Here is a 16,575-nt window from a genome sequence, read left to right as displayed (position 1 = left end):
AAGGCAATTCGCAGCGCGAGCGCTTGTGGATCGGTATTCACCGGCCGATCGCGGCGATCAGCATGAACGCGGTCCCGATATCCATCACCACATGGGGCACCAGCGCCGAGGTCAACGGGTGGGAACCGGCGGGATGGACGAAGCGGTGCCAGCGTGACCGGTGACCGACGGTACCGAGCGCGAGCAGTGCGTCGAGGCCGAACAGCACCGCCAGCACCACCGCGGGCCAGCTCGCCCCACCGGTGCCGTGCACCGCCCCGTGCCCGGCCATCGCGTAGAGCATCGCCGCCGCGGCGACCGTGTGATATCCGAGTGCCAACACGCCGTCGGGTGGCGATCCGGTGCGCCAGCCCATGACGCGTTCGGCGAGCAGGATCGCGAACGCGACGGTGAGCGCGGTGAGCAGCCCGCGCATCGCGTGCGGATCGCTGGCGGCGGGGAACACCAGCATGGTCAGCATCACCAGGCACATGAGCAGGTGCGCGCTGTCGGATGCGGTATCGACACGGTGAGCCAGCGGTGTTCGCCTGGTCAACCGGGTCACCACGATCAGCGACGCCAGCACGAACGCGGCGACCACCGGCCACCGCACGAACGCATACTGCTCCACGAAATCGGCCACACCCCACCACTTTCGAGTCGACACCCGCTCCACCATGCTCGCACCCAGGTCACGGTCCCGGGGTTGTTTCCACGGGCAGGACCCACGGCCGAGGACGTCCCCCCGTTCGCCGAGCACGCACCGGTGGCCGACCCGGATGGCCCGGCGGCTCCCCCGACCCGCAAACTGGACTGATGACCGATAACCCGACTGCCGCGGTCGACCGACTCCGGGTGGTGGCCGACGATCTCTCCGGCGCCGAAGTCCGTGCCCTGCTGGCCGCTCACCACAGGGAAATGGCCGACACCACCCCCGCGTGCAGCATGCACGCCCTCGACCTCACCGCCCTGCGCGATCCCGCGGTCACCGTGTGGAGCGCGTGGTCCGGCGACGACCTCGTCGGGTGCGGCGCCATGAAGGACCTCGATGCCGGGCACGCCGAGATCAAGTCCATGCGCACCGCCGACGGACACACCGGCCGAGGTGTGGCCGCCGCCGTGCTCGCCCACCTGGTCGCGGTAGCCCGAGAACGCGGGTACCGCAGGCTGAGCCTGGGAAACCGGCGCCGAAGACTTCTTCGCCCCGGCGCGGCGCCTCTATCTGCGCCACGGGTTCACCGAGTGCGGTCCGTTCGGCAGCTACTCCGCCGACCCGCTGAGCCGATTCTTCACCCTGTCGCTCGACCCTTCCTGATTCCGACCGGCGACTACCTGCCCGAAACCGCCCCTACGCCACGCAGTCCGCGCCCACCTGCTCGAACTGATCGGCGACCGGCCCGCGAAAGCTACCGCCGCGCAGCACAACTCACCGCCAGTAGGGGTATCGCCGAACCGGTGTACGGATCAGCCCAGGGCGCGGGCGAATCCGTCAGCGAGCTCGGCGACCTGCGCGTCGGTCATGACGAACGAGGGCGAGATCTGCATCGCGCCCGCTCCGGCGGCGCGGCCCGAGATGCCGTGTTCGCGCAGCGTTTTCACCAGGGCGGGGCCTTCGGAGGGGTCGGCTAGTTGGACCGCGGCCACGGCGCCGAGACCGCTGCGGACTTCGGCGACGCGGGGGTGATCGGCCAAGGGCGCCAACGCGGTGTGCAGGGTGGATTCGAGGCGGGCGGCCTCCTCGAGCAGACCTTCGCGTTCGACGATGGCGAGGTTGGCCAGGGCCGCGGCGGCCGCACCGGCGTGGCCGCCGTAGGTGTAGCCGTGACGGAACCAGGTGCCACCGGCATAGAAGGGCTCGGCCACGTGGGGAGCGATGAAGACCGCGCCCATCGGGAGGTAGCCGGAGGTGAGGCCCTTGGCGGTGGTCATCAGATCGGGCTGCAGGTCGAAGCGGGTGGAGGCGAACCAGGAGCCACCGATGCGGCCGAACCCTGTGACGACCTCGTCGGCGACGAACAGGATGTCGTGGTCGCGGCAGATCTGGCGGACCTCGGCCAGGTAGCCCTCGGGCGGCAGGTACACCCCTCCGGCACCGATGATCGGTTCACAGAAGAACGCGGCGATCTGCTCCGCGCCGACCTCTTCGATCAGGGCGAGCAGCGACTTCGCGTCGTCCCATTCGACCGTGCGGGTATCGGCGACCAGCACGCCGTAGCCCTCCTTGTTCGGCGTCAGACCGCCGAGCGCGGTGCTCGCGTAATGCATGCCGTGGTAGGCCAAACGGCGACCGACAAGGATCTTCTTGTCGGCGCGGCCCTGTTCGTGCCAGTAGCGGCGGGCCAGCTTGGCCGCGGTCTCCACCGAATCGGAGCCGCCGGAGGTGAAGAAGATCTTGCTGCCGGGAACGGGCGCGATCGACGAGAGTTTCTCGGCGAGTTCCTGGGTGGGGGCTTCGGTGAGGTCGCCGAAGTTGGAGTAGTGCGCGATGGTGCGCAACTGATCGGCGACGGCGTCGGCGATCTCCCCGCGACCGTGCCCCACATTCGCGAACCACAGACCGGCGGTGGCATCGAGGTAGCGCTTTCCCGCGGTGTCGAAGACGTAAGCGCCCTCGCCGCGGGCGACAACGAACGCACCGTCACGATTGACGGCACCCATATCGGCGAATCCATGCCAGAGCGCATTCATGGGTCCACATTTACCCCACCCGGCGCGGACGTGCGCACCGGGCCCGCCGGTGGGTCAGACTTCGGACTTGCGTTCACGCCACCGAGCGGGCAGGTCTCCCAGCGACGCCATGGCAACCGCGAGCACGACGAACACCACCAGCAACACCGCGAGCCCGATCGTCAGCGACACATATCCCTGGGTGCGTGGGTCGATGAACGGGTAGGGGTACCAGTCCACGATCGGACCACGGATCAGGCTGTAGACGCCGTAGGCCACCGGGAAGATCAGCCACAGGCCGATCAGTTCGGGGCTGGGGCGCAGGCGCGCGGCCATCGCGACGAACAACCAGTCCAGCAGCAGGACCAGCGGCACGATGCGGTGCAGGACATCGTTGATCCACTTGTCGGTGAGCATCACGTCGACATCGGCCAGCAGGACCGCGTAGACGACCATCGTGATGAGCATGTACAGGGTGACCGCGCCGCGAAACGTCTGCCAGCGCGGGCTCTGCGGGGCGAGGGTGCCCCCGACGAGAAGCACGATCACGGTCAAGATGTTGGACTCGATGGTGAAGTAGCTCAGGTAGTTCGTGAGCGAGAAGCTCGCCGAGTCCATGTTCCGCAGCGGAATCCACACCAGGGCCAGGATCCCGAGCAGCCCGAAGGCGATCCGGTAGGCCCTGATCCACCACGCAGTCCGCACCGATGCACTCATGCCACGCCCTCTCCGAATGCTGTGGCGGTCGGCGAGGTCACGAAAACCGTCTCCTGCGCCCATCGACCGCTCGTGCCGGGATCTTCGCATGACGCAACCTCGCTGACCGGGAGCTCGAGCTCGCACGCCCGTCGCGTCGCGCGTGATCAGAGGGACGCGCGGACCGCGACGGGCGGACGTAACGGTGTGTCGTTGGTCTCCGCGAGGGTGCGAGCGGGCAACGCGGGGGAAAACCGGTGGCGGGCTTCGCTAGGCTGGTAGGCGCAATGACCAGGACAGCTAGCACCGGAACCCGCGCGCTGCGCACCCGCCTGGCGGAGGTCTCGCTGCGCGACGAACATCGGCTCCGGCGCAAGCTCGACCGTGCGCGCCCCGACGACCTGCCCGCCATCGAGGCCGAGGTCGCCACCGCCGAAAACCGCGTGGCCAATCGCCGCGCGGCGCTTCCGCAGATCACCTACCCCGAACAACTCCCCGTTTCCGCGCGCCGCGACGACATCGCCGCGGCGATCGCCGCCCATCAGGTCGTGATCGTGGCCGGTGAGACCGGTTCCGGTAAAACCACCCAGATCCCCAAGATCTGCCTCGAACTCGGTCGCGGGATCCGCGGCACCATCGGGCACACCCAGCCGCGCAGGCTCGCCGCGCGCACCGTGGCCGAACGCATCGCCGAGGAACTGGGCACCGAACTGGGCGACGTGGTCGGCTACACGGTCCGGTTCACCGATCAGGCTTCGGATCGCACGCTGGTCAAACTCATGACCGACGGCATCCTGCTCGCCGAGATCCAGCGCGACCGGATGCTGCGCCGCTACGACACGATCATCATCGACGAGGCCCACGAACGCAGCCTCAATATCGACTTCCTGCTCGGCTACCTGAAGCAGTTGCTGCCGCAGCGGCCCGATCTCAAGGTGATCATCACCTCGGCGACCATCGATCCCGAACTGTTCGCCCGCCATTTCGCCGATGCGCAGGGCACTCCCGCGCCGATCGTCGAAGTGTCGGGTCGGTCGTATCCGGTGGAGTTGCGGTACCGGCCACTGTCGCTGGAACTCCCCGGCACCGACGATGACGAGGACACCCGCGTCGTCGACCGCGACCCCACCGACGCCATCGCCGACGGGGTCGTCGAACTGTTCGCCGAGGGCGACGGTGACGTGCTGGTGTTCCTGTCGGGCGAACGCGAGATCCGCGACACCGCCGACGCCCTGCGCGACCTGAAACTCCCGCGCACCGAGATCGTGCCGCTGTACGCGCGGCTCTCGGCCGCCGAACAGCACAAAGTCTTCGCCCCCCATACCGGGCGTCGGGTGGTGCTGGCCACCAATGTCGCCGAGACCTCGCTGACGGTGCCGGGCATCCGCTACGTCATCGACCCCGGTACGGCCCGTATCTCACGCTATTCGATGCGCACCAAGGTGCAGCGGCTGCCGATCGAAGAGGTCTCGCAGGCCTCGGCGCGGCAGCGATCGGGTCGTTGTGGTCGCGTGGCGGACGGTATCTGTATCCGGCTGTATTCCGAGGACGATTTCGAGGCCAGGCCCGCGTTCACCGAGCCGGAGATCCTGCGCACCAACCTCGCGGCGGTCATCCTGCAGATGACGGCGCTGGGGCTCGGCGATATCGAGAGCTTCCCGTTCGTGGAGGCCCCCGATCGGCGCGCCATTCGCGACGGCATCGCGCTGCTCGAAGAACTGGGCGCGTTGGCGCACGGGAGCACGAAATCTGTTGACGGCGAAGCTGATTCGGGCGGACATCTCACCCTCACGCCGATCGGGCGGGAGATGGCCCAGTTGCCGGTGGATCCGCGGATGGCGCGGATGCTCGTCGAAGCGCAGCGCAACGGGTGCCTCGACGAGGTACTGATCATTGTCGCGGCGCTGTCGATTCAGGATGTGCGCGAACGTCCCGCCGAGCATCAGCAGGCGGCCGACACCCAGCATGCGCGCTTCGTCGTCGACGGCTCGGATTTCCTGGCCTACCTGCGGCTGTGGGATTACCTCACCGAGCAGCGGAAATCGCTGTCGTCCAACCAGTTCCGCCGGATGTGCCGCGACGAGTTCCTGCACTACCTGCGCATCAGGGAGTGGCAGGACCTGCACGGCCAGTTGCGCACGATCGCCCGCGGGATGGGTTGGAACGACGCGGGCGCAGGCCGAGACTCCGGTTCGAAGGCCACCTCCGACCGCGCGGGCGCCACGGCCGGCGGCTCGCGCCAGTCGGGCGGACGGTCTCGGCGCGGCGGCGACGGAGCCCCACGTGGACAGCGCACACCTACGAAAGCCATTGCCAGGTCGGCGGATTCGTCCGACGATGACGCGATGCCATGGCCGAGTACGCAGATCCACCAGTCGCTGCTGGCGGGCATGCTCTCGCATATCGGTGTGCGCGAGGCGGAGTCGCGGGAGTTCCTCGGGGCGCGCAATGCGAAGTTCATGATCTTCCCCGGGTCGTCGCTGGCCAAGAAGGCGCCGCGCTGGGTGATGGCGGCCGAATTGGTGGAGACCTCGCGGCTGTGGGGGCGGATCGCGGCGAAGGTGGAGCCGGAGTGGGCCGAACGGCTCGCCGGCGATCTGGTGAAACGTACTTACTCCGAACCACATTGGTCGTCCAAGCGTGGTTCGGCGCGCGCCTACGAGCGGGCGACGCTGTACGGCGTGCCGTTGGTGACCGGGCGGCCGGTGGATTTCGGGCGCGTCGACCCGGAACTCTCGCGCGAACTGTTCCTGCGCCATGCCCTGGTGCAGGGCGAATGGCAGACGCGGCACGGGTTCTTCGCCCGCAATCGGGCCCTGATCGACGATGTCGCCGACCTCGAGCATCGGGCCCGGCGACGCGACATCCTCGTCGACGACGAAGTGCTGTTCGAGTTCTACGACAAGCGCGTGCCCGCCGACATCGTGTCGGTGCGCCATTTCGACAGCTGGTGGCGCAAGACCGAGCGCGAAGATCCCGCGCTGCTGGACTTCTCGACCGACACCGTGGTCAATGCCGGTATCGCCACGCTCGACCCTACCGACTTCCCCGACGCCTGGCGCCAGGGTGAGCTCAGCTTCCCGCTGACCTATCAGTTCGAGCCGGGGCGCGACGACGACGGCGTCACCGCGCGGATCCCGGTGGAACAGCTCGCGCACGTGCGGGCGGTCGGCTTCGACTGGTTGGTCCCCGGCATGCGCGAAGAACTGGCCGCCGCGTTCATCAAGACTCTCCCGAAGACGTTGCGGCGCGCGGTCGTTCCCGCGCCCGACTTCGCGTCGGCGGCCTTGCGCGCGCTGACCCCGCGCGCCGAACCGCTGCGCACCGGGCTCTCACGAGAACTGTCGCGGCTGGGTTCGGTCACCATCACCACCGACGACCTCTCCCCCACCGCGCTGCCGGATCACCTGCGGATGACCTTCGCCGCGGTCGATCAGAGCGGCAAGGTGCTGGCCAAGAACAAGAGTCTGCAACAGCTCAAAGCACAACTGGCCGATCAGGTTTCGGCGTCGGTCGCCCGTGCGACCGCCGGTGCCGAGCGTGCGCCCGCCACGGTGTGGACATCGGAATCGCTCGGTTCGGTCGCGCCGACCGTGAGCCGCGAGGTGGCAGGCCAGACCGTGACCGGGTACCCGGCCCTCGTCCCCGAGGGCGAGGGCGTCGCGGTGCGTGTCCTGAGCTCGCCCGGCGAGCAGGCGGCCGCGATGCGTGCGGGTGTGCGCACCCTGCTGCTCGCCGCGATCCCGACCTCGACGCGCGCGGTCACCGCCGGACTGCCCGCCCGCGATCGGCTGGCGCTGAGCCAGAACCCCGACGGGTCGCTGGACAAACTGGTCGAGGACTGCCGGACCGCCGCCGCCGACGAACTCATCGCCAAGGCGGGCGGCCCGGTTCGCACGCCCGCGGAGTTCGACAAGCTGGTGGCGGCCGTCCGCCCGCAACTGTCCACGGCGGTCGTCGCCCTGATCCGCACCGTCGTGCCGGTCCTGGCGGCTGCCCAGCAGGCGCGAGCGGCCCTGGCCGACACCCTCGAAACCGATATCGCCGATGATGTGCGCCAGCAACTCGACGACCTGCTCTTCCCCGGTTTCGTCGCCGAATGGGGACGGGTGCGGCTGCGTGAGCTCCCGCGCTACCTCCTGGCCGCGGCCCAGCGCCTGGAATCGCTGCCGGGCTCGGCGGTGCGCGACCGTCAGGCCATGGTCGAGGTGGACCGGATGCTTGTCGCCTACGACAAGCTCGTCCGCGCGCTGGCGCCCGGGCGCAAGAATGCCCGTGAGGTCACCGAGATCTGGTGGATGATCGAGGAACTGCGGGTGAGTCTCTTCGCTCAGAAGTTGGGCACGCCGTACCCGGTATCGGCGAAGCGCATCGAGAAGGCGATCAGCACGATCCGTCGCTGAAACCGGTGTGGGCGTTGCGCGGATCAGTCGGTCGCGGCGACGGCGGCGGCCGCGCGGGCCGCGCGCATCTCGGTGATCTCACGTTCGAAATCGGCCGCGCTGGTGAAGGATCGGTACACCGAGGCGAAGCGTAGATACGCCACTTCGTCGAGGTCGCGCAGCGGGCCGAGGATGGCCAGACCCACCTCGTGGCTCGGCACCTCGGGAGAGCCCTTGGCGCGCACCGCGTCTTCGACCTGCTGGGCGAGCAGGTTCAGGGCGTCGTCATCGACTTCGCGACCCTGGCAGGCGCGACGCACACCGACGATCACCTTCTCGCGGCTGAACGGCTCGGTGACGCCACTGCGCTTGACCACCGACAGGATCGCCGTCTCGACCGTGGTGAATCGGCGCCCACAGCTCGGGCAGGATCGACGGCGACGGATCGCGGTACCCTCCTCGGCTTCCCGCGAGTCGACGACGCGCGAGTCGGGGTGTCGGCAATACGGGCAATGCATCCGAGGGTTCCTTCGTCGATGCGCATTTTCTATTCCATGGCTCTTGACAGGATACCGGTCAGGATGGCACAACCTGCCACTGCGTGGTCAGGTCCGCGATGATGTCAGGTAACCGGGCCAGCATCCGGCCCCGGTCGAGCTTGACCGCGAACGGCTCGCGATACACCGTCGCCGCGGCTGCCGCGTCGGTCGCGAGGGCGAGGTGGCGTGGCAGCAGGTCGGCGGCGATGTAGTCCCAGCGGGTCTCGCGGTCGGCCCAGTTGAACGCGGGCAGCGGCGTCCGCAGACCCAGCGGCCGCCCCGCGGCGATCGGCGACCACACCGTGACCGGGGCGTACACGCCGGGAGCACGGGTGCCGGGGACGGCGGGCTTGCCCGCGACGGTGGTGACATAGGTGAGTACCCGCCCCATACCGTCGCGGCCACGCGCGGTCACATCCCACTGGTCGGCGACGATCTGGTTCTGTTCCCGGTCGGCCATGGCGACCAGCGCGTCGGCGCGACCCGCTTCGGTGCCGCCATCGATCCCGGTCCAGGCCACCCGCATGCCGTCGTCGAGCAGACCGGCCGCGAACATCTCGTCGATACCCGCCATCCCGTCGGCCAGGTAGGCCTCGTGCATCGGGACCAGGTCGATGAAGATGTGTTTCTGCATGATCGTCAGTCGGGTCTGATACCAGGCGAGGTCGGCGAAGGTCAGCCGCGGACCGAGGACGGCCAGGTCGGTGATGTCGGCCGGTACCCCGGTGAGCAGTTCCGGCGGAGTGGCACGGAGCAGACCGGCCACAGCGTTACCGAGGTCGTGGATCCCGCCGACGGAGACGACGTCGGCGACGTCGCCGACGTCGAAGAAGCCCGCGGCGAAGGACGCGCCCGCGATGCCGGCCATGCCCGCCCAGTAGAGATCGGAGCGGGCGGCGGCGATGCGGAAGTAGTTGACATACACCTGGCTGAAGGTGGCGGAATTGGCCGCGACACCACGCTCGGGCGCCCAGGCCTCGAGGTCGATCGCGGCGTTGTCGGTGGCTACGACGAGCCAATACTGGTGCAGCAAGGTCGCGTACCGCGTCGGGTCGATGCCGTCGGCCCGCGCCTGCGTCAGCGCTTCCCGCAGAGGTGGCTGCGCCGACGGGAGCGCGGGGTGCAGCCCGCCACCGTATTCGCCGTCACCGTTGAGAGCGGGCAGATCGAGGTATGTGGTGTAGATGGGAACCGCGTGCGCGGCGGGTGCCAGCAACGCGCCGAGCACCACAGTGAGCAGTAGAGCGACCGAGCAGCGGCGCACCGAGACCTCGCATCCGGGTTCGACCGAGGCCCCGGCCTCGATTCAGGATGCCCGTCACCGTAGCAACGTGTTCTAGTTTCAGGATGCGATTCGTCGATACCGACGATCTCGCAGGCTGCCGAAACCTCCCAGAAAACGTTTCCGCGCAGCTGTTTCCACTCATCGGCCCGGCTCGAATCGCGCGCCGGACCCGAAGCCCGCCTGCTCCGAGGTTCCGGGAATCGTCGAGTCGACGTGGTCGACGAAACTGCCGGCCCGTACGTGCGCCAGCCCGAGGAAAGCCACGACGATAAGCGCGGTCACCAATGCCGTGACAGCCAGCGCGGCGAAGCCCACCTTGGCCTGCTCGACCCGATGCAGCGGATGCATGCCCTCGGCACGGCCGGTCCGCACCCGACCGCGGGCGTAGAGCGACAGTTCGCTGCGCGGCGCGCGCAGCTGTGGGCCGCGATCGACCGACGGGCGAACAACCGCACGGCGTTGCGGTGCACTGCGGGGCACGGTAGCGAAGGCGAGATCGAGTTCGGCGTCGGTGAGTGCGATGCGCCGAGCGGGACGGACGATATCGGCCGGTTCGGCGGTAGGCAGGTTGTTCGCGGGCACGCTCAACACGCCGAATCGGACGATACTGCGCGCGACGTTCGTGGGCGCCGTCGCGACTCGAGGGGTCGAGACAGCGTCGGCGAGCACCGTGGTCGACGGCGCTTCACCCGCGTGCGGTTCGGCGCCGGCCGGCTGCGGCATCGCCGGTCGGACCAAGGCGAAAGGTCGTGGGGTGCGGGCGGTCCGGCGGCGGCGGAGCATCGGCTCCGGGGCGGCGGTGGGGTCTGAGGAACGCAGGGCGCTGGTTGCTGTGCTCATCGGAAGAACCTCCGGGGTGGTGTGCTCCGCTGCTGCGAGAAAGTACTGGTGAGGCGGCGATGCCTCCCGCTGTTCGAACATGTGTGCGACGAACTGATGTTCGATTTCTACCAGATCCCAGCGCCCCTGTCAGCACGAAACGCCCGACATGCTCGAACAGATGTTTGATTGTTCGGCGTGGCCCGACTAGCCTCGAGATGGCGAATTCGACTACTCAGAAGGGCGGGACACGGTGACCCACACAGACGACACGGGTGACGAAAGCGGCACCGGCACCGTCACATCGGGATCCGGAACGGATCTCACCGTGCGTCAACGCACGGTCCTCGATGTCATCCGCTCCTCGGTGACCGAACGGGGCTATCCGCCCAGCATCCGAGAGATCGGTGACGCGGTCGGTCTCACCTCCACCTCGTCGGTGGCCCATCAGCTGCGCGCCCTCGAACGTAAGGGCTATCTACGCCGCGACCCGAATCGGCCGCGCGCGGTGAATGTTCGCGGGCTCGACGAGGCGGTCCGCTCGGTCACCACGCTGCCCCAGCAGACCGACGAGGTCGATCCGAGTCGCCCGACTCCGACGTTCGTCCCGGTCCTGGGCCGGATCGCCGCCGGTGGCCCGATCCTGGCCGAGCAGGCCGTGGAAGACGTTTTCCCCTTGCCGCGCGAACTCGTCGGCGAGGGTTCGCTGTTCCTGCTCAAGGTGGTCGGCCAGTCGATGATCGACGCGGCGATCTGCGACGGCGACTTCGTCGTGGTGCGTCAGCAGAATGTCGCCGAGGGTGGCGACATCGTCGCCGCGATGATCGACGGCGAGGCCACCGTGAAGACCTTCAAGCGCAGCGGCAAGGACGTGTGGCTGATGCCGCACAACCCGCACTTCGAACCGATCCCCGGAAACGACGCGCAAATTCTGGGCAAGGTCGTCACCGTCATCCGCAAGGTCTAGCGGCGCGCGGTCGCGGTCATCTCCCAGATCAGCAACTCGGCGGCGGTCACCGCGGTAACGCGGTGGCCGCCCGTCGCTGTCAGGCGTACGACGTCGCCCTGGTGCAAGGTGCCGTAGCCCTCGTAGTCGACGGTGCCACGGGCGAGGAAGACGTGCCCGTAGGGCGCGTCGGGGACCGTGATCGCCTCACCGGGGTCGAGGCGCGCGACATGGAAGGCAGCATGACGGTTGCCGATGCCGATCGCCGCCTCGCCGCGATGGCGCGCCATACCGGACGCCACCGGCACGAGCGTGTTGCGGGCGAGCTCACCCTCGATGTCGAGTTCCTGATAGCTCGGGGCGACGCCGGTCTCATCCGGCGGGATCCACATCTGTACGACGTGCAGGCGCTGCTTCTCCCGGTAGCCCGCCCCGTTGCGCTCCGAATGCAGGATGCCCGCACCCGCGCTCATCCGCTGCGCGAGCCCGGGACGGATCATGCCCGAGTGCCCGGTGGAATCCTGGTGCACCACGGTGCCTTCCAATACCCAGGTGAGGATTTCGGTATCGCGGTGCTGATGGGTATCGAACCCCTCGCCCGGGTCGACGATGTCCTCGTTGTGCACGAGAAGTAGACCGTGGGCGTAGTCCTCGAGGACGAAATTGCCGGTGACCGGGAACGACTGCCGTGAGTCGAGCCATTCGTTGCGCCAGCGCCTGCGGTCGGCGCCGGGCACGACCTCGACCTGCTCCGTCACGATCATCGTCACCCTTTCGACATCCGGACCCTGGTCCGTATAACTGGGTAACGAGATCGGCGCCGCGGGCATTCCACGCCGTCTGCGTGCGTCTGCCTCGCGGCGCCGATCCGGCTTGTCAGGCGGTTGCGGTCACCAGGGCAGCGCGTTGCGCAGGCGACCGACCAGGGTCCGGCCGGTATCGCGTTCTCGCTCGTTGAACAGGAACTGCAACTCTTCTTCGAGCCCCTTGCGCACTACATCGCGCAGATCGGCGGCCGCACCGTCGAGGTCGTCGGCTTCCAACCACGGCGCCGGGTCGATGGGGGCGCCCGCGGAGAAGTAGAACCGCTCCGGGCGGGGCAGCGGCATCGGGCCGACACCCTTGACCAGGGGCGGATTCAGTTCGGTATTGATGCCGAGGAGCCGGCAGGTCCAGCGCAGCGGAGCCATCACCGCATGCTGACCGTCGAAAACGATGTCGTAGGCGTCGTCGACGCCGATCATCGCCAGCGGCACGATCGGCACCCCTGCCTGAATCGCCATCCGCGCGAAACCGGTGCGTCCCTCCCACTTGAGCACGTACTTCTCGCCCTTGCGACGGATCGCCTCGCGACCGCCACCGGGGAACACCACCACCGCTTCCCCGCGCTCGAGCAGCGCCAGGCAGTTCGAGCGGGTCCCTCGGACGGTGCCGAAATGGTGCAGGAAATCCCGCACCCCGGGCACCATCAACACGTGTTCGGCCAGGCCCCGCACCAACCTGCCGCGCTCCCGCAGGATTTCCGGCATGATCAGCGGCGCGTCGATCAAGCCGAGCAGATTGTGGTTGGCCACGATCAGCACCGGCCCTTCGGCCGGAATGTTGTCCAGACCGTAGAACTTAGGGCTGGTCCACGCCCGCAGCGGCGCGAGCACCGCTTCGAAGGCGCGCATATCCCATTCACTCGGCATCGGGGCGAGCGGCGCCCCATCCGAGAGGACAGGGTCGCCCACCGCAACCCTGTCCTGCGTCACATTTCCCATACTTTGATGGTCGTTCGACATAACACCCTCCTGCTGTCGATATTCGACCATAGCGTCCGAAAATGCCGGTGTCGCATCGGCATTTGTCCGCAACCAGCAGGCAAATCAGCGAAAAAGATCAGCTGAGAGCTGGTTCGGCCGGACCCGAATGGGCGTACTCGGACAGGGCCGCGGCCAAGGCGTGCGGCACACGCGCGCGCACCCGAGTACCGCCCTCTTCGTGGTCGGCGGTGACGATTCTACCGTCGGCATGGATGCGGGCGAGCAGGTCCCCTCGGCTGTAGGGCAGCAGCACACTGATGTCGACATCGAGTCCGCCGAGCACCTCGGAGAGCCGCTCACGCAACTCCTCCACACCCGCGCCGGTCTGCGCCGAGACGAAGGCCGCCTGCGGCAACATGCCGCGCAACCGGGTGAGCTCGTTCGGATCGGCGGCGTCGATCTTGTTGACCACCACCAGTTCCGGCGGCGCCGGTGTGCCCTGCTCCCTGATCACATCGGTGATCACCTCGCGCACCGCCCTGATCTGCTCGAGCGGCAGCGGGTCGGCGCCGTCGACGACGTGCAGCAGCAGATCGGCGCCGGTGACCTCTTCCAGCGTCGAGCGGAAAGCCTCGATCAGCTGGGTCGGCAGGTGGCGAACGAAGCCGACGGTGTCGGTGAACACCATCTCGCGACCGTCGTCGAGCGCGGCCCGGCGAGTGGTCGGGTCGAGGGTGGCGAACAGCGCGTCCTGCACGAGCAGGCCCGCGCCGGTGAGCGAGTTCATCAGGCTGGACTTGCCCGCGTTGGTGTAGCCGACGATCGCGATCGAAGGGACGCCGCTCTCGCTGCGGCGCGCGCGCATGGTGTCGCGTGCGGTCTTCATCTCCCGGATCTCGCGGCGGAGTTTGGCCATCCGCTCCCGGATCCGACGACGATCGGTTTCGATCTTGGTCTCACCGGGACCGCGGGTGCCCACGCCACCGCTGGCGCCGCCCGCCCGGCCACCGGCCTGACGCGACATCGACTCACCCCAGCCGCGCAGGCGGGGCAGCATGTACTCCATCTGCGCCAGCGCGACCTGGGCCTTGCCCTCGCGGGAGGTGGCGTGCTGGGCGAAGATGTCGAGGATCAGCGCGGTGCGGTCGATGACCTTCACCTTGACGACCTTCTCCAGCGCGGTGAGCTGGGCGGGCGTGAGTTCACCGTCGCAGATCACCGTGTCGGCGCCGGTGTCGAGGACGACGGTGCGCAACTCCTCGGCCTTGCCGGAGCCGATGTAGGTGGCCGGGTCGGGCTTGTCGCGGCGCTGGATCAGCGCCTCGAGGACCTCCGAGCCCGCGGTCTCGGCGAGCGCGGCCAACTCGACCATGCTCGCGTCGGCCTGGGCGACACTGCCGGTGGTCCAGACACCGACCAGCACGACGCGCTCGAGGCGCAGCTGGCGGTATTCGACCTCGGTGATGTCGGTGAGTTCGGTGGACAGCCCGGCGACGCGGCGCAACGAGGTGCGCTCGTCGAGCTGCATCTCGCCGACCGTCGGATCGCTCGCCCAACCGGGTTGTTTCATGCGGGCCGCGTGGCGGGCCAACGCATCATCGACGTCCCCGCGGTCGGCGGCGACGTCGGGATCGGCCGCGGTGGTGTGCTCGGCCGATGTGGATTCTGTGGGTTCTACTGGTTTCGTCATACGTTCTCCATGCTGCCACGTCCGGGTGACAGCGTGCACGCGGTTATCGGTCCTCCTGCGCGTCCCACCAGGACTGCGACAGCGTTCCCGAGGCCAGCAGGACCGAGGGACCGCGCAACCAGGCGCGTGCTTCGGCGATGCCGACGCGTACCTGTCCGCCGGGAACCCGCACCGTGACCTCGCCGGATTCGGTGCCGATCGACACCCCGGCGGCGGTCAACGCGGCGGCGGCCGCGGCCACCGTCCCGGTTCCACAGGAACGGGTTTCGCCGACTCCGCGTTCGTAGACGCGCATGTCCACGGCGTTGTCGGCGTCGAGCGCGGTGAGGATTTCGACGTTCACTCCGTGCGGGAACAGGTCGGGGTCGAAGCCCGGCGACACGCTCAGGTCGAGTTTGGCGAGCGCGTCGACGGTCATGCTGTCGTCGACGCAGGCCAGGTGCGGATTGCCGACATCGATGCCGATCCCGGCCAGCGCCCAGCCGGCCAGCGTGGCGGTGGAAGGGCCGAGCTCACGGACAACGCCCATGTCCACGGTGACCTCACCGTCGGTCGGGCCTGCCTCGTGCACGACCACGGGACGGGCGCCCGCACGACTGCCGACGACGTACTCGGTGCGCTGTTCCAGCCGGGTGGCGTTGAGGTAGTGCGCGAAGACCCGCACCCCGTTGCCGCACATCTCGGCGATCGACCCGTCGCCGTTGCGGTAATCCATGAACCAGTCGTCCGCGCCGACCCCCTCCGGCAGGGCTTCCAGGACCCCGGCGGCGAGCAGCGCACCGGCCTTCGCCACGCGCAGCACACCGTCGGCGCCGAGGCCTCGCTGCCGGTCGCACAGCGCGGCGACGCGGTCGACGGTCAGGTCGAGGCGCACCTCGAGGTCGGGCAGCACCACGAAGTCGTTCTGGGTGCCGTGGCCCTTGCTGAATTCGATGTCGGACACGTCCCTCATTCTCCTCTGCGCCGCGGTGGGGTGTATTACCGGGCGAACGTGCGTCGCTGCCGGGCGATCTCGTAGAGGCTGATCGCCCCCGCCGAGGGCGCGCCGAGCGAGCTGGCGGTGCCGCCCATCGGGATGGTGACCAGGTCGTCGCAGGCGTCGGCCCACGCCGAGCTCATGCCGGTGGTCTCGTTGCCGACGACCAGGATCGTCGCCCCGGTGAAGTCGTAGTCGTAAATCGTGCTCGGCGCGCCCTCATCGGTGCCGACGATGCGGGTGGGGATGCCGCGAGCCTGTTGGCGGTCACGGAATTCGAGCACCTGCCCGGGGCCCGCCGCGCGCAGCACCGGCATCGCGAACAGCGAACCGGTCGAGGCGCGCACGGCTTGCGGGTCGAACTGGTCGGCGCCGTGGCCGGTGACGATCACCCCGGACGCGCCGAAAGCATCCGCCGAGCGGATCAGGGTGCCGAGGTTGCCGGGCGAGTTCGGGCGATCGAACACGACCACGACCGGGGCGTCCTCCCCCGGTTCACCGGGTGCGTAGTCAGCCAGGTCCGGATGCCGCGACACCGCGACCGCCACGATCTCGGGCGCGGTCGCCGCCTTCTCTCCCAGCTCGGCCATGAGTTCGGGAACCAGGCCCACCTGCGGCACGTCGGCGGTGTCGAGGATCTCGCGCGCCCAACTCGACAGCTCGGGGCCGCCGAGCCGGTAGAGCAATGTTTCCAGCGGCCAGTCGTTGTCGAGTGCCTGGGTGATCGGGCGCACGCCTTGCACGAGGAACCGGCCGTCACGATGACGTTTTGTCCGGTTGTTGAGGTAGGCCTGCCACACCTGCACCGAGGCGTTGCGGGTACTCACTCGTCGCGTCACTGCGCTGTCCGT

13 protein-coding genes and 1 pseudogene are annotated in these 16,575 nt (G+C 68.6%); 3 read left to right on the top strand and 11 right to left on the bottom strand.

Annotated elements, in window-relative coordinates; translation table 11 throughout:
• Positions 1 to 37 precede the first annotated feature (37 nt).
• On the bottom strand, positions 38 to 646 hold the full coding sequence (locus IBJ82_RS02615; protein WP_194824326.1) for a DUF5134 domain-containing protein: 609 nt from the start codon (positions 644 to 646) through the stop codon (positions 38 to 40).
• 149 nt (positions 647 to 795) lie between these two features.
• Between IBJ82_RS02615 and IBJ82_RS35260 the strand changes: the two are divergent.
• Positions 796 to 1,095 (top strand): annotated as a pseudogene (locus tag IBJ82_RS35260) (GNAT family N-acetyltransferase); the annotation flags it as partial.
• A gap of 348 nt (positions 1,096 to 1,443) precedes the next feature.
• Here the strand turns inward: IBJ82_RS35260 and IBJ82_RS02605 are convergent.
• Together IBJ82_RS02605 and IBJ82_RS02600 are read right to left on the bottom strand one after the other, a co-directional pair.
• Positions 1,444 to 2,667: an aspartate aminotransferase family protein gene (locus tag IBJ82_RS02605; protein ID WP_194824325.1), complete on the bottom strand. Its 1,224-nt coding sequence runs from the start codon at positions 2,665 to 2,667 to the stop codon at positions 1,444 to 1,446.
• A gap of 54 nt (positions 2,668 to 2,721) precedes the next feature.
• Complete coding sequence (locus IBJ82_RS02600) at positions 2,722 to 3,363, bottom strand: Pr6Pr family membrane protein (RefSeq protein WP_056811356.1); 642 nt, start codon at positions 3,361 to 3,363, stop codon at positions 2,722 to 2,724.
• Positions 3,364 to 3,629: 266 nt separating this feature from the next.
• Between IBJ82_RS02600 and hrpA the strand changes: the two genes are divergently transcribed.
• Positions 3,630 to 7,745: an ATP-dependent RNA helicase HrpA gene (hrpA, locus tag IBJ82_RS02595; RefSeq protein WP_194824324.1), complete on the top strand. Its 4,116-nt coding sequence runs from the start codon at positions 3,630 to 3,632 to the stop codon at positions 7,743 to 7,745.
• A gap of 23 nt (positions 7,746 to 7,768) precedes the next feature.
• On the opposite strand, the gene nrdR is transcribed toward hrpA, so the two are convergent.
• The 3 genes from nrdR to IBJ82_RS02580 all read right to left on the bottom strand — a co-directional run bounded on the left by nrdR (position 7,769) and on the right by IBJ82_RS02580 (position 10,388).
• The gene (gene nrdR / locus IBJ82_RS02590; protein WP_101466624.1) at positions 7,769 to 8,242 is read right to left on the bottom strand and encodes a transcriptional regulator NrdR; all 474 of its coding nucleotides are present in this window, start codon (positions 8,240 to 8,242) and stop codon (positions 7,769 to 7,771) included.
• Positions 8,243 to 8,300: 58 nt separating this feature from the next.
• A complete protein-coding gene (locus IBJ82_RS02585; protein WP_194824323.1) occupies positions 8,301 to 9,527 on the bottom strand; it encodes a hypothetical protein in 1,227 nt (408 codons plus the stop codon).
• A gap of 159 nt (positions 9,528 to 9,686) precedes the next feature.
• On the bottom strand, positions 9,687 to 10,388 hold the full coding sequence (locus tag IBJ82_RS02580) for a hypothetical protein (protein WP_194824322.1): 702 nt from the start codon (positions 10,386 to 10,388) through the stop codon (positions 9,687 to 9,689).
• 307 nt (positions 10,389 to 10,695) lie between these two features.
• Between IBJ82_RS02580 and lexA the strand changes: the two genes are divergently transcribed.
• The gene (lexA, locus tag IBJ82_RS02575; protein WP_235569435.1) at positions 10,696 to 11,334 is read left to right on the top strand and encodes a transcriptional repressor LexA; all 639 of its coding nucleotides are present in this window, start codon (positions 10,696 to 10,698) and stop codon (positions 11,332 to 11,334) included.
• Here the strand turns inward: lexA and IBJ82_RS02570 are convergent.
• From IBJ82_RS02570 to IBJ82_RS02550, 5 genes are all read right to left on the bottom strand, one after another.
• Positions 11,331 to 12,077 carry a pirin family protein gene (locus IBJ82_RS02570; RefSeq protein WP_194824321.1) on the bottom strand — a complete coding sequence of 249 codons (747 nt, stop codon included), beginning with the start codon at positions 12,075 to 12,077 and terminating at the stop codon, positions 11,331 to 11,333. The genes lexA and IBJ82_RS02570 overlap by 4 nt on opposite strands.
• Positions 12,078 to 12,203: 126 nt before the next feature.
• Positions 12,204 to 13,076, bottom strand: a complete 873-nt coding sequence (locus IBJ82_RS02565) for a lysophospholipid acyltransferase family protein (protein WP_228536399.1) — start codon at positions 13,074 to 13,076, stop codon at positions 12,204 to 12,206.
• Positions 13,077 to 13,194: 118 nt separating this feature from the next.
• On the bottom strand, positions 13,195 to 14,628 hold the full coding sequence (gene hflX / locus IBJ82_RS02560) for a GTPase HflX (RefSeq protein WP_194825136.1): 1,434 nt from the start codon (positions 14,626 to 14,628) through the stop codon (positions 13,195 to 13,197).
• Between the two features lie 163 nt (positions 14,629 to 14,791).
• The gene (gene dapF, locus IBJ82_RS02555; RefSeq protein WP_194825135.1) at positions 14,792 to 15,682 is read right to left on the bottom strand and encodes a diaminopimelate epimerase; all 891 of its coding nucleotides are present in this window, start codon (positions 15,680 to 15,682) and stop codon (positions 14,792 to 14,794) included.
• Between the two features lie 44 nt (positions 15,683 to 15,726).
• The gene (locus IBJ82_RS02550; RefSeq protein WP_194824319.1) at positions 15,727 to 16,563 is read right to left on the bottom strand and encodes a TrmH family RNA methyltransferase; all 837 of its coding nucleotides are present in this window, start codon (positions 16,561 to 16,563) and stop codon (positions 15,727 to 15,729) included.
• Positions 16,564 to 16,575 lie beyond the last annotated feature (12 nt).

The organism is Nocardia sp. XZ_19_231 (assembly GCF_015355705.1).
Taxonomy (GTDB): domain Bacteria; phylum Actinomycetota; class Actinomycetes; order Mycobacteriales; family Mycobacteriaceae; genus Nocardia; species Nocardia salmonicida.
The sequence above is the reverse complement of the archived record's forward strand: the minus strand, read 5'-3'. Positions and strand labels throughout refer to the sequence as shown.

What these genes read in the sequence shown, in the direction of transcription:
- IBJ82_RS02605 (WP_194824325.1), bottom strand. Translation starts at nt 2,667, where the DNA reads ATGAATGCGCTCTGGCATGGATTCGCCGATATGGGTGCCGTCAATCGT.
- IBJ82_RS02600 (WP_056811356.1), bottom strand. Translation starts at nt 3,363, where the DNA reads ATGAGTGCATCGGTGCGGACTGCGTGGTGGATCAGGGCCTACCGGATC.
- hrpA (WP_194824324.1), top strand. Translation starts at nt 3,630, where the DNA reads ATGACCAGGACAGCTAGCACCGGAACCCGCGCGCTGCGCACCCGCCTG.
- nrdR (WP_101466624.1), bottom strand. Translation starts at nt 8,242, where the DNA reads ATGCATTGCCCGTATTGCCGACACCCCGACTCGCGCGTCGTCGACTCG.
- IBJ82_RS02580 (WP_194824322.1), bottom strand. Translation starts at nt 10,388, where the DNA reads ATGAGCACAGCAACCAGCGCCCTGCGTTCCTCAGACCCCACCGCCGCC.
- IBJ82_RS02570 (WP_194824321.1), bottom strand. Translation starts at nt 12,077, where the DNA reads ATGATCGTGACGGAGCAGGTCGAGGTCGTGCCCGGCGCCGACCGCAGG.
- IBJ82_RS02565 (WP_228536399.1), bottom strand. Translation starts at nt 13,076, where the DNA reads ATGGGAAATGTGACGCAGGACAGGGTTGCGGTGGGCGACCCTGTCCTC.
- hflX (WP_194825136.1), bottom strand. Translation starts at nt 14,628, where the DNA reads ATGAAACAACCCGGTTGGGCGAGCGATCCGACGGTCGGCGAGATGCAG.